21 protein-coding genes are annotated in these 23087 nt (G+C 66.2%); 15 read left to right on the top strand and 6 right to left on the bottom strand.

Annotation, left to right across the window (positions count from 1 at the left end; translation table 11 throughout):
• The coding region (locus tag AC1DIM_RS15500; RefSeq protein ID WP_477711392.1) for a DUF5134 domain-containing protein at positions 1 to 615 on the top strand (615 nt) is incomplete at its 5' end.
• 572 nt (positions 616 to 1187) lie between these two features.
• Here the strand turns inward: AC1DIM_RS15500 and AC1DIM_RS15495 are convergent.
• The gene (locus AC1DIM_RS15495; RefSeq protein ID WP_477711391.1) at positions 1188 to 1505 is read right to left on the bottom strand and encodes a hypothetical protein; all 318 of its coding nucleotides are present in this window, start codon (positions 1503 to 1505) and stop codon (positions 1188 to 1190) included.
• A 117-nt stretch (positions 1506 to 1622) separates the two neighbouring features.
• Here AC1DIM_RS15495 and AC1DIM_RS15490 point away from each other — a divergent pair, with 117 nt between their 5' ends.
• The 8 genes from AC1DIM_RS15490 to mmsB all read left to right on the top strand — a co-directional run bounded on the left by AC1DIM_RS15490 (position 1623) and on the right by mmsB (position 12017).
• Entirely contained in the window at positions 1623 to 2645 is a 1023-nt protein-coding gene (locus tag AC1DIM_RS15490; protein ID WP_477711390.1) for a LacI family DNA-binding transcriptional regulator, read from the top strand.
• A 111-nt stretch (positions 2646 to 2756) separates the two neighbouring features.
• The gene (gene araB, locus AC1DIM_RS15485; RefSeq protein ID WP_477711389.1) at positions 2757 to 4481 is read left to right on the top strand and encodes a ribulokinase; all 1725 of its coding nucleotides are present in this window, start codon (positions 2757 to 2759) and stop codon (positions 4479 to 4481) included.
• Positions 4478 to 5185, top strand: a complete 708-nt coding sequence (locus AC1DIM_RS15480) for an L-ribulose-5-phosphate 4-epimerase (RefSeq protein WP_477711388.1) — start codon at positions 4478 to 4480, stop codon at positions 5183 to 5185. The genes araB and AC1DIM_RS15480 overlap by 4 nt, the downstream gene beginning before the upstream one ends.
• A gap of 83 nt (positions 5186 to 5268) precedes the next feature.
• Complete coding sequence (araA, locus tag AC1DIM_RS15475; protein ID WP_477711387.1) at positions 5269 to 6804, top strand: L-arabinose isomerase; 1536 nt, start codon at positions 5269 to 5271, stop codon at positions 6802 to 6804.
• Positions 6801 to 7697 carry an aldose 1-epimerase family protein gene (locus tag AC1DIM_RS15470; RefSeq protein ID WP_477711386.1) on the top strand — a complete coding sequence of 299 codons (897 nt, stop codon included), beginning with the start codon at positions 6801 to 6803 and terminating at the stop codon, positions 7695 to 7697. The genes araA and AC1DIM_RS15470 overlap by 4 nt, the downstream gene beginning before the upstream one ends.
• 260 nt (positions 7698 to 7957) lie before the next feature.
• Positions 7958 to 9085, top strand: coding sequence for a multiple monosaccharide ABC transporter substrate-binding protein (gene chvE, locus AC1DIM_RS15465; protein ID WP_477711385.1), 1128 nt, complete (start codon positions 7958 to 7960; stop codon positions 9083 to 9085).
• A 107-nt stretch (positions 9086 to 9192) separates the two neighbouring features.
• A complete protein-coding gene (gene mmsA, locus AC1DIM_RS15460; protein WP_477711384.1) occupies positions 9193 to 10722 on the top strand; it encodes a multiple monosaccharide ABC transporter ATP-binding protein in 1530 nt (509 codons plus the stop codon).
• 5 nt (positions 10723 to 10727) lie between these two features.
• Complete coding sequence (mmsB, locus tag AC1DIM_RS15455) at positions 10728 to 12017, top strand: multiple monosaccharide ABC transporter permease (protein WP_477711383.1); 1290 nt, start codon at positions 10728 to 10730, stop codon at positions 12015 to 12017.
• A 48-nt stretch (positions 12018 to 12065) separates the two neighbouring features.
• Here mmsB and AC1DIM_RS15450 read toward each other — a convergent pair whose 3' ends face one another.
• Positions 12066 to 12761 carry a GntR family transcriptional regulator gene (locus AC1DIM_RS15450; protein WP_477711382.1) on the bottom strand — a complete coding sequence of 232 codons (696 nt, stop codon included), beginning with the start codon at positions 12759 to 12761 and terminating at the stop codon, positions 12066 to 12068.
• A 106-nt stretch (positions 12762 to 12867) separates the two neighbouring features.
• Between AC1DIM_RS15450 and AC1DIM_RS15445 the strand changes: the two genes are divergently transcribed.
• From AC1DIM_RS15445 to AC1DIM_RS15430, 4 genes are all read left to right on the top strand, one after another.
• Positions 12868 to 13626 carry a LamB/YcsF family protein gene (locus AC1DIM_RS15445; RefSeq protein WP_477711381.1) on the top strand — a complete coding sequence of 253 codons (759 nt, stop codon included), beginning with the start codon at positions 12868 to 12870 and terminating at the stop codon, positions 13624 to 13626.
• Positions 13627 to 13724: 98 nt separating this feature from the next.
• Positions 13725 to 15074 (top strand): MFS transporter, encoded by a 1350-nt coding sequence (locus AC1DIM_RS15440; protein WP_477711380.1) that lies wholly within the window; start codon positions 13725 to 13727, stop codon positions 15072 to 15074.
• 19 nt (positions 15075 to 15093) lie between these two features.
• Positions 15094 to 16833: a 5-oxoprolinase subunit B/C family protein gene (locus tag AC1DIM_RS15435; protein ID WP_477711379.1), complete on the top strand. Its 1740-nt coding sequence runs from the start codon at positions 15094 to 15096 to the stop codon at positions 16831 to 16833.
• 7 nt (positions 16834 to 16840) lie between these two features.
• Positions 16841 to 18601: an acetyl/propionyl/methylcrotonyl-CoA carboxylase subunit alpha gene (locus tag AC1DIM_RS15430; RefSeq protein ID WP_477711378.1), complete on the top strand. Its 1761-nt coding sequence runs from the start codon at positions 16841 to 16843 to the stop codon at positions 18599 to 18601.
• Between the two features lie 83 nt (positions 18602 to 18684).
• Here the strand turns inward: AC1DIM_RS15430 and AC1DIM_RS15425 are convergent, their stop codons facing one another.
• Positions 18685 to 18906 (bottom strand): hypothetical protein, encoded by a 222-nt coding sequence (locus tag AC1DIM_RS15425; protein WP_477711377.1) that lies wholly within the window; start codon positions 18904 to 18906, stop codon positions 18685 to 18687.
• A 312-nt stretch (positions 18907 to 19218) separates the two neighbouring features.
• On the opposite strand from AC1DIM_RS15425, the gene AC1DIM_RS15420 reads away from it, so the two are divergent.
• Complete coding sequence (locus AC1DIM_RS15420; protein WP_477711376.1) at positions 19219 to 19917, top strand: HD domain-containing protein; 699 nt, start codon at positions 19219 to 19221, stop codon at positions 19915 to 19917.
• Positions 19918 to 19976: 59 nt separating this feature from the next.
• Positions 19977 to 20771: an IclR family transcriptional regulator gene (locus tag AC1DIM_RS15415; RefSeq protein ID WP_477711375.1), complete on the top strand. Its 795-nt coding sequence runs from the start codon at positions 19977 to 19979 to the stop codon at positions 20769 to 20771.
• Positions 20772 to 20830: 59 nt separating this feature from the next.
• Here the strand turns inward: AC1DIM_RS15415 and AC1DIM_RS15410 are convergent, their stop codons facing one another.
• The 3 genes from AC1DIM_RS15410 to AC1DIM_RS15400 form a co-directional block, all read right to left on the bottom strand.
• Positions 20831 to 21178 carry a DUF202 domain-containing protein gene (locus AC1DIM_RS15410; protein WP_477711374.1) on the bottom strand — a complete coding sequence of 116 codons (348 nt, stop codon included), beginning with the start codon at positions 21176 to 21178 and terminating at the stop codon, positions 20831 to 20833.
• A gap of 3 nt (positions 21179 to 21181) precedes the next feature.
• Entirely contained in the window at positions 21182 to 21580 is a 399-nt protein-coding gene (locus AC1DIM_RS15405) for a YidH family protein (protein ID WP_477711373.1), read from the bottom strand.
• A gap of 96 nt (positions 21581 to 21676) precedes the next feature.
• Positions 21677 to 23083 (bottom strand): MFS transporter, encoded by a 1407-nt coding sequence (locus AC1DIM_RS15400; protein ID WP_477711372.1) that lies wholly within the window; start codon positions 23081 to 23083, stop codon positions 21677 to 21679.
• Positions 23084 to 23087: the final 4 nt, after the last annotated feature.

Below are 23087 nucleotides of genomic sequence, written 5' to 3'. Positions count from 1 at the left end.
GTCCTGCTGCTCAGCGGAAGCTACCACCTCCTGCAGGCCACCAAACCACACCAGCTCACCGACCGGGTCAACAACACCCTCCACGCCCTCATGAACCTCCTGATGGCCGCCATGCTCTGGAACCTCGCACCCTCCACCATGCTCGCCCAAATCGCCGTCCTCACCGGCGCAGCCCTCTGGTTCATCATCCAGGCCGTCGCCCGGCCCGAATTCAAAATACTCTGCGCAGGCAGCCAAGGCCGGATCAAATGCCTCTACCACAGCATGAGCATGGCCGGCGCAGCCCTGATGATCACCATGATGACAAACCACATCACCAGCCCCGGAACCGGCCCCGCAGACACCATGCCACTGCCCAACGCCCACCACGCAATGCCCCACACACACCCCGCCACAGCCACCGCACCCCTCGATCACCTACCCAGCCTCGCCACCCCGCTGACAATCATCTACGCGACCGCGGCACTGATCTTCACCGCCCTCCTGCTGCGCAACCGGAAACCGGCAACCACACCCCCCAACAAAACAACCCCAAAACACTCACCCCGAAAACAACACACCCTCGAAGCCCTCGGCGCCGCCACCATGGCCCTCATGTTCGCCACCATGACATAGAAGCTGATAGGGGGCTGAAAGTGGACGGCTATGTGGAGTTGGCGACGGAGATGTTGCCATGCTCGCGGACTCGACCGGCGTGCAGCTGATCCTTGCGCTGCATGACAACCAGATGTCCGTCAGTGACCTTGCATGGGCGGTGGGCTAACCGCAGCCCGTCGTTTCCCAGCCTTTGGCGAAAATGCGAATGGCAAGTTTCCCCGGGCGGACTTGTGATTGCCCGCCGATGGTCTTGTCTGCGAAGTCGACCTTCATCGCGGACGCCTCTTCCGATAGCGCGTTGTCCGCTGCGGGCCTAGTGTCCGCGACTGGCGTATCGCGACTTCCGGCCATTCCGCGACGCCATTTAGCGCAGGCAAAGTCCGCCTCTTGTCGCTGCGCATCACACACCCGGCTCCTTCAACATGTGACCAGTTGTTCTGAGTTTTAGGCTCGTATTGGACACGGTCACTGCGCGATGACTCTTGATGGGCATGCCGAACCGGAGTCGGCCGCAGTTACGGACTCCCAGGCTTCCGCACTCGATCTCCGGCAGTCACGACGCCGTGGAGCTTAGGCCGCGCACGCCTCCGTCAGTGCGCGTCCACCGAGTCGGCCGGCACCTGGTCTCCGGCTTTGGCGATCTGGCCCAACGGCGTCGTAATTTCCGCCGGCACCCCGGCCGCGTCGGCGGCGGAGACGAGTCCGCTCAGCACGGCCTTGTCCGAGGCGCTGACCAGTCCGTCCTCCACCGCGGAGCAGACCTGCTTTTTGACTTCGTCAGAAGCGGCGGTGGCCACCTTGGAGGCGGCATCGTTCGCGGCGTTTCCGGCCGCTTCCTGGACCGATCCGCAGGCGGAAAGCAGGAGCAGCAGGGGGACGGCGGACAGGGCTGCAAGGCGGCGTTTCATCCGTTCAGCCTAGCCGAGTGCGTGGTCACGGTCCGCCGGACGCCCATATAAAAGGCGCCGCCCTGGGGTAACTTGATGTCACGCGGACGTGCCGCAAACTGTGGAAAGGCAACTCGTATGGGGAACAATCACGACCGGCGCCTGCCGCGGCTTGAGGACGTGGCAGCAAGGGCCAATGTTTCCCACCAAACGGTCTCGCGGGTGATCAACAATCACCCGAATGTCAGCGCGGCGACGCGGGGGCGTGTGGAAGCGGCGATTGCCGAGCTTGGCTACCGGCGCAACACAGCCGCGCGGAGCCTGGTCACCCGGCGCACGCAGACCATCGGCGTCCTTGCCTCCGAATTGGGTCAGTATGGTCCGGCGAATACGCTCCTGGGCGTCCAGCAGGCCGCCCGCGAGGCGGGCTATTTCGTGAGCATTGCCGCGATCAGGGGGGCCGGGTCTGATGCGATTTCCGATGCCGTGCGCCACCTGACGGACCAGGGCGCGGATGGCTTGATTGTCATCGCCCCGCACGACGGGACGCTGGAGGTGCTGGAGGGCCTGAAGTTGAATGTGCCGGTGATTGTGGTGGGCGTAGCCGGCCAGGGGAACCTGTGCGGGGTGATGCTGGACCAGAAACTCGGCGCGCGCCTGGCCGTGGCCCACCTGATCAGCCTTGGCCACCAGCGCATTGGCCACGTCTCCGGGCCGCTGGACTGGATTGACGGCCAGGCCCGTGTTGACGGCTGGCGCGAAGAATTGGCGGAAGCCGGGCTTGGCGACGACCTGCTGGTCGAGGGCGACTGGAGCGCGGGCAGCGGGTACCGGATCGGGCAGCAGCTGGCAGATCAGCGCGAGGCCACTGCAGTGTTCGTCAGCAACGACCAGATGGCGCTGGGACTGCTGCGGGCGTTCGGCGAGAAGGGCGTCCGCGTACCCGAGGACGTGTCCGTGATTGGCTTCGACGACCAGCCCGAATCCGCGTACTTTATGCCCCCGCTGACCACTGTCCGCCAGGACTTTGAAGAACTCGGCAGGCGCTGCATGGACCTGATGCGCGCCCAGATCGAGGACGGCGCCGCGGGCGGCACCCTGGTGGTAGGCCCCGAGCTGGTGGTGCGCGCCAGCACCGCCGCCCGGCCGCCCCAACCCTGAGGCCCGGAGCCCACTCGAAATAACGCGAATGAAGCAATTCCTTGACAGGCCGTTTGTTAGCGCTAACAATAGTGGAGTTCGCAATGCTGCGAAATCAACTTGGAGGATTTGATGGACGTCTCAGTGGACGAAACCGAAAACTTTGTCATTGGCGTGGACTACGGCACGCTCTCCGGGCGGGCAGTGGTGGTCCGGGTCCGTGACGGCAAGGAGCTGGGCAGCGGCGTCTTCGACTACCCGCACGCGGTGCTGACAGATGCCCTTCCGGCGGATACCGCGGAGGCAACGGACGACGGCGCCGCCCGGCTTCCCGGGGAATGGGCACTCCAGGTGCCCAACGACTACCGCGACGTCCTCCGCCACGCCGTCCCCGCGGCGATCGCCGACGCCGAGATCGACCCAGCCGCCGTCGTCGGCATTGCCACCGACTTCACCGCATGCACCATGGTGCCCGTCAAGGCGGACGGCACGCCGCTGAACGAACTGGACGGGTTCGCCAACCGGCCGCACGCCTACGTGAAACTCTGGCGCCACCACGCTGCGCAGCCGCAGGCGGACCGCATCAACGCRCTCGCCGCCGAGCGCRAMGAAWCCTGGCTGCCGCGCTACGGCGGGCTCATCTCSTCCGAATGGGARTTCGCCAAGGGACTGCAGCTCCTGGAAGAGGACCCGGAAGCCTACGCCGCCATGGACCACTGGGTGGAGGCCGCCGACTGGATCGTCTGGCAGCTCTGCGGCAACTACGTCCGTAACGCCTGCACCGCCGGCTACAAGGGCATCTACCAGGACGGCCGCTACCCCTCCGAGGACTTCCTGGCCGTCCTAAACCCGCAATTCAAGGACTTCGTCAGCACCAAACTGGAGCACACCATCGGCCGGCTGGGCGACGCCGCGGGCTATCTCACGGCCGAAGCCGCCGCCTGGACCGGCCTGCCCGAGGGGATCGCGGTGGCGGTAGGCAACGTGGACGCCCACGTCACCGCCCCGGCCGCCCGGGCCGTGGAGCCCGGACAGCTTGTGGCCATCATGGGCACCTCCACCTGCCACGTCATGAACGGCACCCAACTGCACGAAGTCCCGGGCATGTGCGGCGTGGTGGACGGCGGCATCGTGGACGGCCTGTGGGGCTACGAAGCCGGCCAGTCCGGTGTTGGAGACATCTTCGGCTGGTTCACCGAGAACGGCGTCCCGCCGGAGTACCACCAGGCCGCCGCTGCCCGCGGCGAAGGCATCCACGAATACCTCACCGAACTCGCCGCCAGCCAGGCCATCGGCGAACACGGGCTCATCGCCCTGGACTGGCACTCCGGCAACCGATCCGTGCTGGTGGACCACGAACTCTCCGGCGTGGTGGTGGGCCAGACCCTCGCCACGCGGCCGGAAGACACCTACCGCGCCCTGCTGGAAGCCACCGCCTTCGGCACCCGGACCATCGTGGACGCGTTCCGCGATTCCGGCGTGCCCGTCAAGGAATTCATCGTGGCCGGCGGCCTGGTAAAGAACGGGCTCCTCATGCAGATCTACGCCGACATCACCGGCCTTCAGCTCTCCACCATCGGCTCAACCCAGGGCCCGGCCCTCGGCTCCGCCATCCACGCCGCCGTGGCCGCCAACCGGTACCCGGACATCCGCGCAGCCGCCGCCGCTATGGGCTCCGAACCAGGCGCCGTCTACACGCCCATCCCGGAAAACGTTGCCGCCTACGAGGAACTGTTCCAGGAATACCGCGCGCTGCACGACTACTTCGGCCGCGGCACCAACGATGTGATGCACCGACTCAAAGCCATCCAGCGCCGGTCCGCCCGCCGCCTCCTCACCGCCGGGGTGTCCGCATGAGCGCGCTGCTGGAATCCATCGCCCAACTAAGGGCCGAGGTGTGYGCCCTGCACGCCGAACTGACGCGCTACGAGCTGGTGGTCTGGACGGCAGGCAACGTGTCCGCACGGGTACCCGGCCATGACCTGATGGTCATCAAACCGTCAGGGGTTTCCTACGCCGACCTGCGCCCCGAGCTCTTGGTGGTCACCGACCTCTATGGCACGCCGGTCAGTGGCGGCAACATCGGCAGCGGCGGCACTATCCACTGGGGCAACCCGCCGCTGTCGCCGTCGTCGGACACCGCCGCGCACGCATACGTCTACCGCAACATGCCCGACGTCGGAGGTGTGGTCCACACGCACTCCACCTACGCCACGGCCTGGGCGGCGCGGGGCGAAGCGATCCCGTGCGTCCTCACCATGATGGGCGACGAGTTCGGCGGTTCCATCCCGGTGGGTCCCTTCGCGCTGATCGGGGACGACTCCATTGGCCAGGGCATCGTGGAGACGCTGAAGAACTCCACCTCGCCGGCCGTCCTGATGCAGAACCATGGACCGTTCACCATCGGCAAGGACGCCCGCGCGGCGGTGAAGGCCGCGGTCATGTGTGAGGAAGTGGCCCGGACCGTCCATATTTCCCGCCAGCTTGGTGAGCCCCTGCCGATCGACCCGGCCCAGATCGACTCCCTGTACGACCGCTACCAGAACGTCTACGGCCGCTAGGCCCACTACCCGGCCCGCCAGGCCGAACAACTGCCCGCCAGGCCACCCACCGCCGTCGCCCTTTTACTTCAGCTGGAGAAAACATGCCCAACGCCACCAACACATCCGCCAACACAACGTCGCTCGGCCAGTACGAGGTCTGGTTCCTCACCGGCAGCCAGCACCTCTACGGCGAAGATGTCCTGAAACAGGTGGCCGCGCAGTCCCAGGAGATTGCCGCCGCCCTCAACGAATCCTCGGATGTTCCGGTCAAGATCGTCTGGAAGCCCGTGCTCACCGACTCGGACGCCATCCGCCGCACCGCCCTGGAGGCGAACTCGGACGATTCCGTGATCGGTGTGACAGCCTGGATGCACACCTTCTCCCCGGCCAAGATGTGGATCCAGGGCCTGGACCTGCTCCGCAAGCCGCTGCTGCACCTGCACACCCAGGCCAACCGGGACCTGCCGTGGGCGGACATTGACTTCGATTTTATGAACCTGAACCAGGCCGCGCACGGCGACCGGGAGTTCGGCTACATCCAGTCGCGGCTCGGCATTCCGCGAAAGACAGTGGTGGGGCACGTGTCCAACCCCGAGGTCTCCCGTCAGGTGGGATCCTGGCAGCGCGCCTCGGCCGGCTGGGCTGCCGTCCGGAGCCTGAAGCTCACCCGCTTCGGTGACAACATGCGCAACGTCGCCGTCACCGAGGGCGACAAGACCGAGGCGGAGCTGCGCTTCGGCGTCTCGGTCAACACCTGGTCCGTCAATGAACTCGCCGATGCGGTGCACGGCGCTGCAGAGTCCGACGTCGACGCCCTGGTTGCAGAGTACGAGCGCCTCTACGAGGTGGTCCCCGAGCTCCAAAAGGGCGGTGCCCGCCACGAGTCGCTGCGCTACAGCGCCAGCATTGAGCTGGGACTGCGCAGCTTCCTGGAGGCCAACGGCTCCGCGGCCTTCACCACTTCCTTCGAGGACCTGGGCGAACTGCGGCAGCTGCCCGGCATGGCAGTCCAGCGGCTCATGGCCGACGGCTACGGCTTCGGCGCCGAGGGCGACTGGAAGACCGCCATCCTGGTCCGCGCCGCCAAGGTCATGGGTGCGGGACTGCCCGGCGGTGCCTCGCTGATGGAGGACTACACGTACCACCTGGAGCCGGGCGCCGAGAAGATCCTGGGCGCCCACATGCTCGAGGTCTGCCCCTCCCTGACCGCCAGGAAGCCGCGCGTCGAAATCCACCCGCTGGGCATCGGCGGCAAGGAAGACCCCGTGCGGATGGTCTTCGACACCGACGCCGGCCCGGGTGTTGTAGTTGCCTTGTCCGACATGCGCGACCGCTTCCGCCTGGTGGCCAACGCCGTCGACGTCGTTGACCTGGACGAGCCGCTGCCCAACCTGCCGGTGGCCCGTGCCCTGTGGGCCCCGAAGCCGGACTTCGCGACGTCCGCCGCGGCCTGGCTGACGGCCGGCGCGGCTCACCACACCGTCCTGAGCACCGCCGTCGGGATGGACGTGTTCGAGGATTTCGCCGAGATCGCCCAAACTGAACTGCTCACCATCGACGAGGGCACCACCATCCGGGGCTTCAAGAAGGAACTCGCCTGGAACGCCGCCTACTACAAGCTGGCCGGCGGCCTGTGACCGAATACGGGCTCCGGCATGGGGACTACACCGCGCTGATCACCGCGCGGGGAGCGGCCGTGCGGGTGCTGCGGCACCGGGGGCGGGACCTCGTGGTCCCGTTCCCTGCCAGCGGGCCCAACCCGGAGTTCCGCGGCGTCATCGTGGGGCCCTGGCCGAACCGGATCCCCGACGGGAAGTACACGTTCGACGGCATCGACTACCAGGTGCCGGTCAACGAGCCGGACAGGCAGTGCGCCCTGCACGGCTTCACGCCAGAGCTCGACTGGACGCTGGAGACCCGGACCGAATCTGCTCTCACGCTCTCCTGTAGCATCGGGCCGACGCCGGGCTACCCGTTCGCGTTGACCATCACCGCCCAGTACCGGCTGGACGGCGACGGCCTGCACACCACGGTGACCGCCGCCAACGTGGGGGAGCGGGCCGCACCGTACGGGGTGTGCCCGCACCCCTATCTGCTGGCGGGGCCGGCACCACTGGACGAATGGAGCCTGGAGATTCCCGCAGGCACGTTCCTTGAGGTGACGGCCGACAGGCTGCTGCCGCTCGCCACCCGCCCGGTCGCGGGGCACGACTACGACTTCCGCGCCGCCCGCCCCATCGGCCCCACGGCGATCGACCACGCCTTCACCGATATAGCGTTCGACGGCGAGGGGCAGGCGTGCGTGATGGTCCGGGACCCGGGCGGCACCGGCGTGGGGATGGCCTGGGACCGCAGCTGCACCTGGATTCAGCTCTACACCGGGGACACGGAACCGCCGCTGCCCACGCGGCTGGGGCTCGCCGTCGAACCGATGACCTGCCCGCCGGACGCGTTCAACAGCGGCACGGACCTGCTGCGGCTTGAACGCGGAGCCTCGCACCACGCGGATTGGCGCGTTTTTGCCACTTGACGTGTCCGCCGCGCGCGGGGGCGTGCTGCGGATCGGTCTAAGATAAACGCCGAATGTGCGTTGACTCACATGCACTGAGAAGCTATGTTTGACCCTGTTGTTAGCGATAACAATTTGCCGGCGTTGGTTAGCCGGCTCAACTCCGTTCCATCCAGACCTACGCATTCCTCCCGCTGTTACCCGCCCCGCAGGGGGCACAACGACGTGCAGGGCTGCGATCAGCAACTTCGCGGACCACGGGCCCGCGGAAGGAGAAAATTGTGAAGATCAGGAAACTCCTGGGCACCGTTGCGGTTGTCCTCGCTGTGACCGTCGGGGCCACCGGCTGCGGCAGCCGCGGTGGCACGGCAGCCGAGCCCGCTGCCTCCGGCGATGCTGCCGGCTCCCTGGTGGGAATCTCGATGCCGACGCAGACGTCGGAGCGGTGGATCGCGGACGGCAAGAACGTCTCCGACTCCGTTGCCAAGCTCGGCTACAAGGCCGATCTGCAGTACGCCAACGATGACATCCCCACGCAGGTGGCGCAGATCGAGAACATGCTCACCAAGGGCGCCAAAGCCCTGATCGTGGCGGCCATTGACGGCACCACGCTCACCGACGTCCTCGCCAAGGCGAAGGAACAGAACGTCAAGGTCATCGCCTACGACCGGCTCATCAACGGCACACCGAACGTGGACTTCTACACCACCTTCGATAACTACACCGTGGGCGTGCAGCAGGCCACGTCGCTGCTGACCGGCCTGGGCCTGGTTGATGCCGCCGGCAAGAAGGTGGACGGCAAGGGTCCCTTCAACGTGGAGCTCTTCGCCGGCAGCCCGGATGACAACAACGCCAACTTCTTCTGGACCGGTGCCATGGATACCCTCCAGCCGTACCTTGATGCCGGCACCCTGAAGGTCCCCAGCGGACAGACCAAGTTCGAGCAGGCAGCCATCCTGCGCTGGCAGGCCCCCGTGGCCCAGAAGCGCATGGAAGACATCCTCACGGCCGCTTACAGCTCCGGCACCAAGCTCAACGGCGTCCTCTCACCGTATGACGGCCTCTCCATCGGCATCATCTCCGCCCTGACCAGCACCGGCGGCTACGCCAAGGGAAGCCTGCCGATCGTCACCGGCCAGGATGCTGAAAAGGGTTCCGTCAAGTCCATCACCGCCGGCGAGCAGTACTCCACGATCTTCAAGGACACCCGCCAGCTGGGCGCCCAGGCCGTCAAGATGGTGGACGCCCTCCTGAAGGGCCAGGCGCCCGAGGTCAACGACACCAAGACCTACAACAACAAGGTCAAGGTGGTCCCGGCCTACCTGCTCAAGTCCGTGATCATCACGGCAGATAACTACAAAAAGGAACTCATCGACTCCGGCTACTACACCGAGGCCGACGTCAAGTAGCCCGTCGAAGGGCGGCGGCCCGCCGTCGGGTCCTGGCCGCCGCCCTTCCCGTAGACCCCCTGCAGCCGCAGGCGGTCCCAGGTACTACCAGTCAGTGAGAATTGGCGATGAACACACCCATTCTTCAAATGCGAGGAATCACCAAGACCTTCCCGGGCGTGAAGGCACTCCAGGACGTCACCCTGCAGGTAAACCGTGGCGAGGTCCACGCCATCTGCGGCGAGAACGGTGCCGGAAAATCCACCTTGATGAAGGTGCTGTCCGGTGTCTACCCCCACAGCTCCTTCGACGGCGACATCCTGTTCGAAAACGAAACCTGCAACTTCGCCAGCATCAGCGACAGCGAGAAGCGCGGCATCGTGATCATCCACCAGGAACTGGCCCTGAGCCCCTACCTGTCGATCGCGGAGAACATCTACCTCGGCAACGAGCAGGCCAACCGCGGCTGGGTGGACTGGCGCAAGACCAACCTGGAGGCCGCTAAACTCCTGGCCCGGGTGGGGCTGAGCGAAAACCCTGTCACCCCCGTGCAGCAGATCAGCGTGGGCAAGCAGCAGCTCGTGGAGATCGCCAAGGCGCTGTCGAAGGAGGTCAAGCTCCTCATCCTCGACGAACCCACGGCGGCCCTCAACGATGAGGACTCGGGCCACCTGCTGGACCTGATTCTGCACCTCAAAGGCCAGGGCGTCACATCCATCATCATCAGCCATAAGCTCAACGAGATCCGCAAGGTGGCTGACGCCGTCACCATCATCCGTGACGGCAAGACCATCGAAACCCTCCGCCTGGGCGACGGCGGGATCACGCAGGAACGCATCATCCGCGGAATGGTTGGCCGCGACCTTGAGAGCCTCTACCCGGACCGCACTCCCCGGATCGGCGAGGAAGTCCTGCGGATCGAGGACTGGTCCGTCCGGCACCCGCAGGACCACAGCAGGATGGTGGTCACCAACGCCAGCCTCAACGTCCGCAAGGGCGAAGTGGTTGGCCTTGCCGGGCTGATGGGCGCCGGCAGGACAGAGCTGGCCATGAGCGTGTTCGGCCGCAGCTACGGCACCGCAACGTCCGGCAAAGTCTTCAAGCACGGCATCGAAATCAACACCGGCACCGTTTCCGCCGCCATCAAGCATGGGATCGCCTACGCCACCGAGGACCGCAAACGCTATGGCCTGAACCTCATCGAGGACATCAAGCGGAACGTGTCCATGGCCGCCCTTCCCAAGCTGGTCAAGCGTGGCTGGGTGGACAAGAACCAGGAAACCGTCGTAGCCAACGGCTACCGGAAGAGCATGAACATCAAGGCGCCGTCGGTGGCGGCCATCACGGGCAAACTGTCCGGCGGCAACCAGCAGAAAGTGGTGCTGAGCAAGTGGATGTTCTCCGATCCGGACGTGCTGATCCTCGATGAACCCACGCGCGGGATCGACGTCGGCGCGAAGTTTGAAATCTACACGATCATCGCCAAGCTGGCCGCGGAAGGAAAGGCAGTCATCGTGATTTCCTCCGAACTGCCCGAGCTGCTGGGTATCTGCGACAGGATCTACACCCTGTCCGCCGGGCACATCACCGGCGAGGTTCCCATCGCCGAAGCATCGCAGGAAACCCTCATGCATTTCATGACCAAAGAGAAGGAATAGCGAACATGTCCGCCCTCCGAGAATCCCTGGGCTTCCTCACAAGCCGCCTCCGCCAGGTTGGCATCTTTGTCGCCCTGATCCTGATCGTCCTGCTGTTCCAGGTCCTGACTGACGGGATCCTGCTGGAGCCGCAGAACGTCACCAACCTGGTGGTCCAGAACAGCTACATCCTGATTCTGGCCATCGGCATGGTGATGGTCATCATCGCCGGCCACATCGACCTTTCGGTGGGATCAATTGCTGGTTTCATCGGCGCGGTGGCCGGTGTCATGATCGTGCACTGGGGCTGGGCCTGGTGGATTGCCATCCCCGCCTGTTTGCTGGTCGGCGCACTGGTTGGTGCGTGGCAGGGCTACTGGATTGCCTACGTTGGGATTCCCGCCTTCATCGTCACCCTCGCCGGGATGCTCATCTTCCGCGGCCTGACCCTGATCACCCTCAAGAACCAGCAGATCACGCCCTTCCCGGCCGAGCTGCGGGCCCTGGGCGGCGGCTTCCTGCCGGACATTTCCGGCGGCACGTCAGTGCTGGAGTGGCTCACGGTCATCCTGGGCGTGGGCGCCACCCTGGCCCTGGTGATCCAGGCGGTCAAGGAACGCCGGATCCGGAAGAAGTTCGATCTTGAGAATGAACCAATGACCTGGTTCGTCATCAAGACCGCGTTCATTGCCTTGCTGATGCTGATCATCACCTTCCTGCTTGCCAGCTACCGCGGCACCCCGATCGTCCTGATTGTGCTTGCGGTCCTGGTGATCGTCTACACGGCACTGATGAACAACAGCGTCTTTGGCCGGCACACCTACGCCATCGGTGGGAACCTGCACGCGGCGGAGCTGTCCGGCATCAAGACCAAAGCAGTCACGTTCCGCCTCTTTGTGAACATGGGCGTGCTGGCCGCACTCGCCGGCCTGGTGTTCACCGCCCGGCTCAACTCCGCGCAACCGGCCGGCGGCACCGGTTTCGAGCTCGACTCCATCGCCGCGGCGTTCATCGGCGGCGCGGCGGTCCAGGGCGGCGTCGGCACCGTGGCCGGAGCCATGATCGGCGGCCTGATCATGGGAGTCCTGAACAACGGCATGTCCATCCTGGGCCTCGGCACGGACTACCAACAGCTGATCAAGGGCTTGGTGCTGCTCCTCGCCGTCGGCTTCGACATCTTCAACAAGAACCGCAGCGGCAAGGGCGGCGGAGCGGCCATCGGCAAGCGCCTTAAGGTCAAACCCGCCCCCGGTGCAGCAGCGGACGCCGGCCCGGCCACAGATCAGGTTGCCGCCCCGGTGCCCGCGTCGAAGTAGCGCCCCCGTGCCATCAGCGAAGTAGCTTGCTGCAAAGCGGCCGACGGTTTAGCCAGCGTCGGCCGCTTCCGCGTGCACGTCGGCCAGGTTCTCCTCGGAGCGGTCCAGGTATGCCAGCAGGAGGTCTGCGGCACGGTCCAGTTCGCCTGCCTCCAGCGCCTCGCAGATCGCCTCGTTGTCCGGCAGGTAACGCTGGTAAAACAGCGCGTCGGCGGTGGCCTTGTGGAAAAACAGGCGCATCTCGGCCAGCACCTGGGCCATGATGGTGTTCAGCCGCGGGCTCCCGGCCAGGGCAACGATTGCACCGTGGAAATGCTGGTTGGCCGTGCCGCCGGCGTCATCGTCGCCGTCTGCCGCAGCGCGTTTGCCTTCCTCCACGGCTGCCCGGACCGCGGCCACAACCTCGGGGCTGCCGCCGCCGCGGAGCGAGCTTACTTCGATGGCACGCCGGACCGTATAGACGTCATGGATATCGCCAGCTCCGAGGCTCGCCACAAAGACACCCCGGTTGGGGTGCCGGACCACCAACCGTTCGCTCGCCAGCTCGGCAAATGCCTCCCGGACAGTGTTCCGCGAGACCCCGAGGTCCTCGGCGATGGTGGACTCGGTGAGGCGCGCCCCGGGAATCAGGGCCCCTTCTGCCAGCTGCAGGCGAAGTTCAGACGCTACCCGCTCCGCCACTGACGGTACGGCAACACGAAGGCGCCCAGCTGCGCTGCGGACGGTCGGATGTGAAGTGGCCATACCCGAGAATTTACACGATCGTCACATCGTTGAATCGAAGGATTGTTGAACAATCGCTGAATTTAGTGCATCCTAGTAGAACCACTCAATGAGACGGGGATCACAAATGACAACCATCGACCTGAACAGCGACGTCGGCGAGTCCTTCGGACGCTGGACCTTGGGCGATGACGCGGCGATGTTCGCCTCCGTCTCCAGCGCCAACGTGGCCTGCGGATTCCACGCCGGTGATCCCAGCGTCATCCGCCGCACCTGCCGCGACGCGGCCGCCGCCGGCGTCACCATCGGCGCCCACGTCGGGTACCGCGATCTCGCCGGCTTCGGCCGCCGTTTCCTGGACATCAGTCCGAGTGAACTGGCCGCCGACGTTGTGTACCAGATCGGCGCGCTGCAGGCTCTCGCAGCAGTCGAGGGAGCCCGGGTCCGGTACGTGAAGCCGCACGGCGGCCTGTACAACGCCATCGTGACGCACACTGCCCAGGCGCAGGCCGTCGTCGACGCCGTCAAGTCGGTGGACCCCAGCCTCCCGATCATGGGCCTGCCGGGCTCGGAAGTCCTGCGGCTCGCAGAAAAAGCCGGCCTGAGGGCGGTGAGCGAAGCCTTCGCGGACCGTGCCTATAACACCGACGGAACGCTCGTCTCCCGCTCAATTCCGGGCGCGGTCCTTCACGACACCGCCGAAGTGGCGGAGCATGTATTAAGGATGGCAACCGAGGGCTCTGTCAGGACCATTGACGGTTCCATCCTTAAAATCCGCGCGGAAAGCATCTGCGTGCATGGTGACTCACCCGGGGCCGTAGCCATGGCCACTGCAGTGAAGTCCGCTCTCGGCGACGCCGGTATCGGCATCAGCTCGTTCGCCTAGCCCGTACTGCCCAGCCCCCTTCCACGGCCGCACCGGCCCGCCGCACCCGGCCCCCGCACCACCCGAACCCCGCACCACCCTCACCCCCGGAGGAACCCATGACCAGCATGAACAAGGCAGCGAAGCCCGCAGCCAGGAAGCCGCCGCGCGGTGCCCTCAAGGCGTACGTCGCCAGCCTCACCGGCACCTCGCTCGAATACTACGACTTCGCCATCTACTCGGTGGCTTCGGCCCTGGTGTTCCCCAAGATCTTCTTCCCCTCCAACGATGAATTCGTGGGGCTCCTCCTCTCCTTCTCCGCCTTCGCGGTGGGCTACCTGGCCCGCCCGATCGGCGGCGTGATCTTCGGCCGCCTGGGCGACAAGGTGGGCCGCAAATACGTCCTGGTGTTCACCCTGGTGCTGATCGGCGTCGCAACCGTGCTCATCGGTGCGCTGCCGGACTACTCCGTCATCGGCGTCGCGGCCCCCGTCATCCTGGTGCTGCTGCGCCTGGCCCAGGGCATCGGCGTCGGCGGCGAATGGGGCGGTGCGGTGCTGCTGTCCAGCGAATTCGGCGATCCCAACAAGCGCGGCTTCTGGTCCTCCGCTGCTCAGATCGGTCCGCCCGCCGGAAACCTGATGGCCAACGGCGTCCTGGCCATCCTTGCCGCTACCCTCAGCACCGAAGCCTTCCTGTCTTGGGGATGGCGCGTGGCCTTCCTCGCCTCGGCAATCCTGGTGGTCTTTGGCCTGCTGATCCGCCTCAGGCTTGAGGAAACCCCGGTTTTCAAGGCCATCCAGGCGCACGGCGACCGTCCCAAGGCACCGATCAAGGAAGTCTTCACCACCGAACCCAGGGCCCTGATTTCCGCAGCCCTGTCCCGTCTCTGCCCCGACGTCCTTTACGCGCTGTTCACCGTTTTTGTGGCCGTCTACGCCACCAAGGAGCTGGGCATGACCACAGGCAACGTGCTGGCCGCCATCCTCATCGGCTCAGCGTTCCAGCTCTTCCTGATCCCGGCAGCCGGCGCCCTCACGGACCGCTTCAACCGGCGCTGGGTCTACGGCATTGCCGCGGCGGCAACCGCCCTCTACATTCCGCTGTTCTTCCTGATGATCGCGGGCAAATCCGTGGTGATGCTGACCATCGGCGTGGTGATCGGCCTGGCCCTGCACGCCTTTATGTACGGCCCGCAGGCCGCCTTCATCACCGAGCAGTTCCCGGCCCGCCTCCGCTATGCCGGCAGCTCGCTGGCCTACACCCTGGCCGGCGTTGTTGGCGGCGCCGTGGCCCCGCTGATCTTCACAGCCCTCTACGGTGCGGCGTCCGGCGGCTGGTACTTGATCGCCATTTACATCGCGCTGACGGCCGTCATTACCATCGTGGGCATGCGCCTGGGCCGCGATCCGCAGCCGGAAGCGGACCTCCGCCTGCTCCACGACAACGTCCAGGGCAGCCCCGCCTGAGCGGCGCGGCCTGATCCCCATGGAAACAGTCAGTAACCCCGCCACGGCTGCCCGGGTGCTCGCCGCCCGCGTTTTGTCCGTAAGGACGGTAGGTACGACGGCGGTGCTCGCCGAACTCTCCGGGCTCCACGATGTCCTGGCCCTGCAGGCCCTCCTGCTTGAGCAGCCGCTGCCCGGCCAGATTGACGTCCTGGCCGCCGCCGAAACGGTGATGGTCAGGGCCGATTCGCCCTCCTCCGCGCGCCGGATGGCTTCGCTGCTGCTGGCGCTGGACCTGACGGTCCAGTCGCATGCGGAGGGGAAGCTGGTCACCATCGATACCGTGTACGACGGCGAGGACCTCGCTGAGGTGGGGCGGCTCACCGGCCTGGGGACTGAGGGAGTGGTGGCCGCCCATACCGGGCAGGTCTGGACTGTTGCCTTCGGCGGCTTCGCCCCCGGCTTCGGCTACATGGTGGGGGAAAACCAGGTGCTGGAAGTCCCGCGCCGGAGCTCACCCCGGACCGCCGTCCCCGCCGGTTCCGTGGCGCTGGCCGGCAACTATGCGGCAGTGTATCCACGGAAGTCGCCGGGCGGCTGGCAGCTGATCGGCCGCACCGCCGCACACATGTGGGACCTCGGCCGGGAGCAGCCTGCCCTGGCCGCCCCCGGAGACCGGGTGCAGTTCCGGGCCGTGCGGGAGCTCGTGGAAGTTGCGGCGACCCAGTCCGAGACGGCTGGCTCCCAAGTGCGGGCTGCTGCCGATGCTGACAATAAGTCCGGCCTGCGGATCCTGTCGCCCGGCCTGCAGAGCCTGATCCAGGACCTGGGGCGGCCAGGCCACGCCGGGCTGGGTGTGTCCTCAGCCGGTGCACTGGACCGTGGCTCCCTGCGCCGCGCGAACCGGATTGTGGGCAACCAGCCGTCAGCCGCCGTCGTCGAATCAGTTGCCGGCGGGCTGCGTGTGCAGGCCGTGGGGGACCAGGTTCTGGCGGTGGCCGGGGCGCCGTCGGCACTGACTGTTGGGACGCCCTCGGACGTTCCCGACTCCGACGCGTCCGAAGACGAAGAAACTGACCAGTCCGAACAGGTGCGTGAGGTGCCCATGGCCACAGCGTTCGCATTGCTCGACGGCGAAATCCTGACCATCGGCGCGCCCGAGCGCGGCTTCCGCACGTACCTGGCCATCCGCGGCGGTGCGGCGGCCGAAGCGGTGCTGGGCAGCAGGTCCACAGACACCATGTCCGGAATCGGGCCTGCACCACTGGCCGCCGGGCAACTTCTGGCCGCGGGCGCGGCCACGTCCTCCAACGTGGTGGGCAATCCCGAGCTGCAGCCGGACTTCCCGGATGCCGGTGTGACGGTCCTGGACATTGTGCCCGGACCCCGCGGCGACTGGTTCGACGCCGCCGCACTGGAATCACTGTGCAGCCAGGACTGGGCGGTGACGCCACGCTCGAACCGGGTGGGTATGCGCCTGGACGGGGAGCCGCTGACCCGGAGCCGGGACGGGGAACTGGCCAGTGAGGGKACCATGGCCGGAGCGCTCCAGATCCCGCCGGAAGGCCAGCCCGTGCTGTTCCTTGCCGACCACCCCATCACCGGCGGCTACCCCGTGATCGGCGTGGTGGTGGACCACCAGCTGGACCTTGCCGCGCAGATCCCCATCGGCGGTTCCATCCGGTTCCGGTGGGCGCCCGGGTATGGGCTGCCCGCCGACTCTTCCGCCGACATTTCCCGGACAAAAGACGTCCAGACCAACGATTCCCAGACAAAGTGAGCAACTGATGCGCAAGGTCCTGATCGCCAACCGCGGAGAAATCGCCGTCCGCATCGCCCGCGCCTGCGAGGACGCCGGGCTCGAATCCGTGGCCGTCTACGCGGACGTGGATGCCGACGCACTGCACGTCTCCGCCGCCAGCGAGGCCTACAGCCTGGGCGGCAACGCGCCATCGGAAACGTACCTGGATATTGCCAACCTGTTGCGCGTGGCCGCGAAATCCGGGGCGGACGCGGTGCACCCCGGCTACGGCTTCCTGTCCGAGAACGCGGAGTTCGCCCAGGCCGTCCTCGACGCCGGCCTCACCTGGATCGGGCCGAGCCCGGAGGCCATCCGGCAGCTCGGCAACAAGATCACAGCCCGCGAAATCGCCGTCCGCGCCGGCGCCCCGCTGGTGGCCGGCAGCGAAGGCCCGGTGGCTTCGCCTGCCGAGGCGCGCGCGTTTGCCGAAGAGCACGGCCTGCCCATCGCCATCAAGGCGGCCTTCGGCGGAGGCGGGCGCGGGCTGAAGGTGGTCCGCGAGATGGACCAGATCGAGGAGTCCTTCGATTCGGCGGTCCGCGAAGCGGTGGTAGCTTTCGGCCGAGGCGAGTGCTTTGTGGAGCGGTACCTGGACCGGCCCCGGCACGTCGAGGCGCAGGTCCTGGCGGACCAGCACGGCAACGTGGTGGTGGTGGGAACGCGCGACTGCTCGCTGCAGCGCCGGCACCAGAAGCTGGTGGAGGAGGCGCCCGCCCCCTTCCTGACCGAAGAGCAGACCCGGCAGATTTACGACGCCGCCAAGGCAGTGTGCCGCGAGGCCTCCTACGCGGGGGCCGGGACGGTGGAATTCCTGGTGGCGGCCGACGGCACCGTCGCGTTCCTGGAGGTGAACACCCGCCTGCAGGTGGAGCATCCCATCACCGAGGAGACCACCGGTGTGGACCTGGTCCAGGAGCAGTTCCACATTGCCGCGGGCGAGCCGCTGCGCTTCACCGCTGATCCCAAACCGCGCGGCCATTCGTTCGAATTCCGGCTCAACGCGGAGGATGTGGGCCGCGGCTTCCTGCCCTCGCCCGGGACCATCGCCACGTTCAGCGGGCCCACCGGCCCGGGCATCCGGTTGGACTCCGGGGTCCGCTCCGGCTCCATCGTGGCGCCGCAGTTCGATTCCCTGTTGGCCAAGCTGATCGTGACCGGCGCCGACCGGCAGCAGGCTCTTCGCCGTGCCCGCCGGGCCCTCGCAGAAATGGAGATCACCGGCGTGGCCACCGTCCTGCCGTTCCACCGCGCCGTGGTTGAGGCACCGGACTTCACGTCCGAAACGGCTTTCGGGATCCACACGCGCTGGATTGAGACTGACTTCGCGGATTCCATCGCGGCGGATCCGGAGTTCGGCACGTCCGTTCCGGACGGTGCGCGGCGCACCATCACCGTTGACGTCGATGGCCGGCGCCTCGCCGTCGGGCTTCCCGCTTCCTTGTTGGATGGCTGGGCGCGCTCCGGTGCCGGCGTTGCGGCGGGCGTTCAGCTGGCAGGGGACTACGACGGCGGCGTTGCCGCCGGGTCCGCCGATCCCGGCGAGCTGCGGGCGGACATGGCGGGCACCGTAGTTAAGTGGCTGGTGGAGCCGGGTGCCGAGGTCTCCGCGGGGGACCCCGTCGTGGTGCTTGAGGCGATGAAGATGGAAACCCAGATTGCCGCTCACCGCGGCGGGACCATCACCGACATGCGGGCAGAGGCAGGCGGCGTTGTGGGCGCGGGAGCCGTGCTGGCGCTGATCGGCTAAAGCCGATGGGGGCAGCTCCGCCCATAGGAAGGTCCGGCCGGAAAACCTGATCCGGCCGGACTTCTGCTGGTTGTTTGAAGGAGTTAGCCAGTGTGGTTGGACAGGGCCACCAAGACGCCTGCCACCGCAAAGTACTTGTTGCTGCCGAGGTCGCGGACGGTCTTGATGCCCATTCCGGCGAGAATTTCGTCGTGCTTCTCTGTCAGGCCAGCCAGCGCGGACGGCGGGGCGTCAAGAATTTCTGTCAGGCTTTTGTTCTCGTAGTCCTTGTCGAGTTTCTTGCCAAGCTCAATTGAAACGGCCATGATCATCCTTTGCTCGAACGAACCTTACAGTCGACAACCCGTGGGCTACATTGCTGCGGATTGCTATGGTGCCCAGGGTGTCCTGGCGCCATAGTGGCTACGCTATATCAGGCGTAGGCGCGCGTGGAGTCTTTTGGAGCGATTTTTTGTGACTGGTCCGCTGCGGGCGGACCTGACCGGGCATTTAAGTGGCGTCGGGGAACCTTGTCGTGTTGCTTGAGGCGATGACGTACTACACCGGACCTCCATGCGGCTTCCGCTGAGTGGGAGCTTTGGTTGCCACCGCACCCCTCGACGGAACAGGGTTGCAGCATGACCAAGTTGCACGCAACGGCCAACCACTTTGGACAGGATGTCTCGGCGAGTATCGAGGCGGAGCCTGACGGTGTGATTGCCCTGGACCCCCATCTCGCTGCCCTGTGGGAATTCGCTGCCCCTTTGCTCCGTGTGCGGAACAATGATGCCCACACCCTCTACGCCTTCGGACTGGCCAGCGCTCTGCTGGCCGCGCATCCGGAAGCGGATGCCGGCGTCGCGCTTCCAGCGATCATGCTGCACGACATCGGCTGGTCCCAGGTGCCGCCGTCGGAGGTCCTGCAGGCGATCGCGCCCGGCGGCGGCAGGCCGGACCTCGTCCTGCTGCATGAGAAGGAGGGTGCCCGGCTGGCGGCTGAAATCCTCGCGGAATGCAACTACGACGTAGTGAAGATCCCCCCAATTCTGGGGATCATCGACGGCCATGACTCCCGCCGCGAGGCGCTCTCCATCGAGGACGCGATCGTCAAGGACGCGGACAAGACCTGGCGGCTCAGCCCGCACGGCATCGACACGGTGATGGACTGGTTCGGCCTGGACCGGGGGCAGGCGCTGCGGCTGTGCAGCCAACGTGTGCACGGCCATCTGTTCACCGACGAGGCAAAGGCCATGGCGCGGGCGCTGTCCGCCTTGGAATCCGTCACGGAGTGGCCGCAGCGCCAGCGGCTTCTCAGCGCGGGCGGGACGACAGCCTGACACCCATCTAGACTCGAATCCGGACACTGACAGGCGCGTCCGGAAACGAGGAGGTCACCATGGCCGGCGGCAGCCGTGAGCCGGGACGCACCGTGACGTCTAAGGTGCTCGCCATTTTGGAGGCTTTTGAGAGTTCGCGCGGCGCACTGAGCCTGACGGACATTGCCGAGAAATCCGGGTTGCCGCTCAGCACCACGCACCGCCTGGTGAACGAACTGGCGGACTGGGGCTTCCTTTCGCGCGAACCCAACGGGCGCTACCAGCTGGGCATCCGGCTGTGGGAACTCGCCCAGAACACCGGCCGCCAACTGCGCGACGCTGCCCAGCCGTACGTGCAGGACCTGTTCTCCCTAACCGGTGAGACCGCGCACCTGGCGGTCCGTGCCGGGCACGAAGTCCTCTACATTGACCGGGTTTACGGCTCCAAACGCGTTCCCCGGGCCTCCCGCGTAGGCGGCCGGCTGCCGATGCACGCCACCGCCGTCGGGAAAGTCATCCTCGCGTTCGAAGACGACTGGGTCCGCGACGCCTACCTGAACCGGGACCTCGAACGGCCCACCGCGCACACCCACATCGACCCCCGGAAGTTCGCCGAGGAGCTGGCCCAGATCCGGGCGCAGGGTTACGCCACCACCCTGGAGGAAGTGCGGCTGGGCTCGTGTTCCATCGCCGTCCCGGTGTTCCATACAGGCAGGATCGGCGCTGGCCTCGGGCTGGTGCTGCCGACGTCCCACGCCTCCACCATGACCCGGCACCTCCCCGTCCTCAAGGGCATCTCGGCCCAGATCGAGCGGGCCACCGCCCGGATTCCGCTGGAAACGCTGATCGGCGTGCACCGGAAGGGCAAGGACTGACAGTGGGTGCCGTTCCCGGAATGGCGGCCTGAAGCCATGCGCAGCTATTCCGGTCCGGCTCATTGCTGAATAGGGATGAACAGGACGGTGACGATTCCCAAACCGGCTAGGACGATCACGCTGGCCGCGACGGCGGCGACCGACGCAATGTCGGGCGTAATTGCTTCTTGGTTGATGCCCTCGATAGCGCGGTGAAATCTCCGCTTGCGGGTGACGTTGATGGCCAGGGCCGTAAAGGTGGAGGCCGCTACGAGGGTGCCGGCGAACCAGCCATGGTGCGGCATCCATCGCAGGAAGATGGCGGATGCGACCGTCAGGGACAGGGTGGTGCGTCCCCAGGCCAAGTCTGTGCGTTCCGGCTGGAGCCCGGGGTCGCCATGGATTGGCGTTTCAGACGGTGAAGGCATGGATTAGACGGGGCGGACGAGGACGAAGACCGTCATGATGGCGGCGACAAGGCCCCCGCCGGTTGCCAGGACCGGGGCAATCCACGGCAGTGGAAGCGGGGCATTGCGGCGCATGCATCGTTCGATATTCAGCCATCGAAAGAATGAGCCCCCGCCGATGAGGAGCGCAAGAACGAGGAGCAGGACGGCGACCGTTTTGCGCATTTCAGGGCCGAATAAATCGGCCATGAAGGCCTCCACGGCGACACCGCCGGCGAGTAAAGCCAAGGATGTCCGGATCCACGCAAGGAACGTACGTTCATTTGCCAGAGTGAACCTGGGGTCCGGTTCGGTGCCGCCGCCCAGGATCCGGCCGGACATGCCGGCTCTTCCACCGCCGCTGCGGGCGTCGAAATTTTCCATGGGTGGTTCCTTCGGTGTCCTTGTTTGTTCTTCAGCTCAGGCGGCTAGCGGAGGCCGGGTTTGCGCCTCCGCCAGCTGCCTTCCAGGAGTGTTGTCTCAGGCCTTAGTGACTTCCGCTAATGGAACTGCCTCGGCTCCGGCGGCAGGGGCGGCCGCCTCGAGTGAGAAGCCGGCGGCTACGTCAAGGCCGAGCCGGCGGCGGTCGCGCTGCTGGTTGACGAACACGAGGGCCAGGACGCTGAACGTCAGCATGAGACCTCCGGCCAGGGCGAACGCCGCACGGTAACCATCTGCCGGGGTGGCTGCGCCGCCGATCAGGAATCCGGACACCGCCGGTGCGAACACGCCGCCTGTGGTGAGGACGGCGTTGGCAATGGAAAGGTTCGCGCCGCGCTGGCCGATGGTGGTTAGTTCTGCCACCACCAGGTAAGTGATGGCGAAGAGTGCAGGCGCGGTGCCGAAGCCGAAGACCATGAGGGCGACTGACAGGATGGGGGAGGTTGTCATCGTTGCCCCTACAAGGCAGGCGCCGGCGAAGGTCCCGGCGGCGCCGAGTACCCAGCCGCGGGCTTTTCTGGTGGGAACGCCCTTCAGGTGCAGTCGCTGGGTCAGGGCGCTCAGGCCCACAGTGGCAATAGTGCCCCAGGCTGCGGGCAGGGCGATCATGGTGCCGGCCTGCTGACCGCTGAAGCCGAGGACGTTCTGGAAGTATGCCGGGCCCCAGGACATGGCCAGGGTGAAGGTCCAGTAGCCGAAGAAGGATGCCAGGACTGCGAAGATCCAACTCGGAGAAAGAATGGTGCGCCAGTAACGGACCTTGGCTTCGGCCACTACAGGTGTCTCTTCCGGGGCGACGCCGTCAAGTTCCTGTTCAGCCTTCCGGCTCGTGTAGGGGCCTTCTTTGCCCACGATGAACCAGAAGATGGACCAGACGAGTCCCACACTGGCCAGCACGGCGAAGGCGGTCTGCCACCCGAATTGTCCGATGACCCAAGCCAGCACCGGGGCGAACGCCACAATGCCCAACGTCACGCCCGAAGATGCCAGCGCCGCGGGGGTGGCGCCCTTCTTCTCGGGGAACCACTTGTAAATGCCGTGCATCAGAACGGGTGCCAGTGGGCCCTCGCCGGCGCCGAGCAGTAGACGGCTTGCCCAGAGCGCGGGCAGCGAGGCGAACAGCAGGATGGGAACCTGCGCCACGGACCACAGCAGGCACAGGACCAGCAGGATCCACTTGCTGGATACCTTGTTTGCGATAGGGGCGGCAACGATCTGGGCCACGCCGAAGGTCAGGAACATGGCGCTGCCCACCAGGCCAAACTGTTCGGGCGTGATGCCCAGCTGTTTCATCAGGGGGACGGCCGCGATGCCCAGGACTGCTTTGTCCGCCCAGCTGAGCATCATCAGGAAAAGCAGGCTGAACGTCATGAACCAGCCGTAGCGGTTGCGTTTGGCCCGGGACCAGGTCCGGGGATCGCGGGAGGTTGCGGAGCCCGGCGTCATGTGG

The sequence above is a fragment of the Pseudarthrobacter sp. 01T43 genome (assembly GCF_056398665.1).
The sequence above is the reverse complement of the archived record's forward strand: the minus strand, read 5'-3'. Positions and strand labels throughout refer to the sequence as shown.

Excerpts from the sequence above, each read along its gene's own strand:
- AC1DIM_RS15495 (WP_477711391.1), bottom strand. The coding sequence starts at position 1,505 with ATGAAACGCCGCCTTGCAGCCCTGTCCGCCGTCCCCCTGCTGCTCCTG.
- AC1DIM_RS15490 (WP_477711390.1), top strand. The coding sequence starts at position 1,623 with ATGGGGAACAATCACGACCGGCGCCTGCCGCGGCTTGAGGACGTGGCA.
- araA (WP_477711387.1), top strand. The coding sequence starts at position 5,269 with ATGCCCAACGCCACCAACACATCCGCCAACACAACGTCGCTCGGCCAG.
- mmsA (WP_477711384.1), top strand. The coding sequence starts at position 9,193 with ATGAACACACCCATTCTTCAAATGCGAGGAATCACCAAGACCTTCCCG.
- mmsB (WP_477711383.1), top strand. The coding sequence starts at position 10,728 with ATGTCCGCCCTCCGAGAATCCCTGGGCTTCCTCACAAGCCGCCTCCGC.
- AC1DIM_RS15450 (WP_477711382.1), bottom strand. The coding sequence starts at position 12,761 with ATGGCCACTTCACATCCGACCGTCCGCAGCGCAGCTGGGCGCCTTCGT.
- AC1DIM_RS15445 (WP_477711381.1), top strand. The coding sequence starts at position 12,868 with ATGACAACCATCGACCTGAACAGCGACGTCGGCGAGTCCTTCGGACGC.
- AC1DIM_RS15440 (WP_477711380.1), top strand. The coding sequence starts at position 13,725 with ATGACCAGCATGAACAAGGCAGCGAAGCCCGCAGCCAGGAAGCCGCCG.
- AC1DIM_RS15430 (WP_477711378.1), top strand. The coding sequence starts at position 16,841 with ATGCGCAAGGTCCTGATCGCCAACCGCGGAGAAATCGCCGTCCGCATC.
- AC1DIM_RS15425 (WP_477711377.1), bottom strand. The coding sequence starts at position 18,906 with ATGGCCGTTTCAATTGAGCTTGGCAAGAAACTCGACAAGGACTACGAG.
- AC1DIM_RS15420 (WP_477711376.1), top strand. The coding sequence starts at position 19,219 with ATGACCAAGTTGCACGCAACGGCCAACCACTTTGGACAGGATGTCTCG.
- AC1DIM_RS15415 (WP_477711375.1), top strand. The coding sequence starts at position 19,977 with ATGGCCGGCGGCAGCCGTGAGCCGGGACGCACCGTGACGTCTAAGGTG.
- AC1DIM_RS15410 (WP_477711374.1), bottom strand. The coding sequence starts at position 21,178 with ATGCCTTCACCGTCTGAAACGCCAATCCATGGCGACCCCGGGCTCCAG.
- AC1DIM_RS15405 (WP_477711373.1), bottom strand. The coding sequence starts at position 21,580 with ATGGAAAATTTCGACGCCCGCAGCGGCGGTGGAAGAGCCGGCATGTCC.
- AC1DIM_RS15400 (WP_477711372.1), bottom strand. The coding sequence starts at position 23,083 with ATGACGCCGGGCTCCGCAACCTCCCGCGATCCCCGGACCTGGTCCCGG.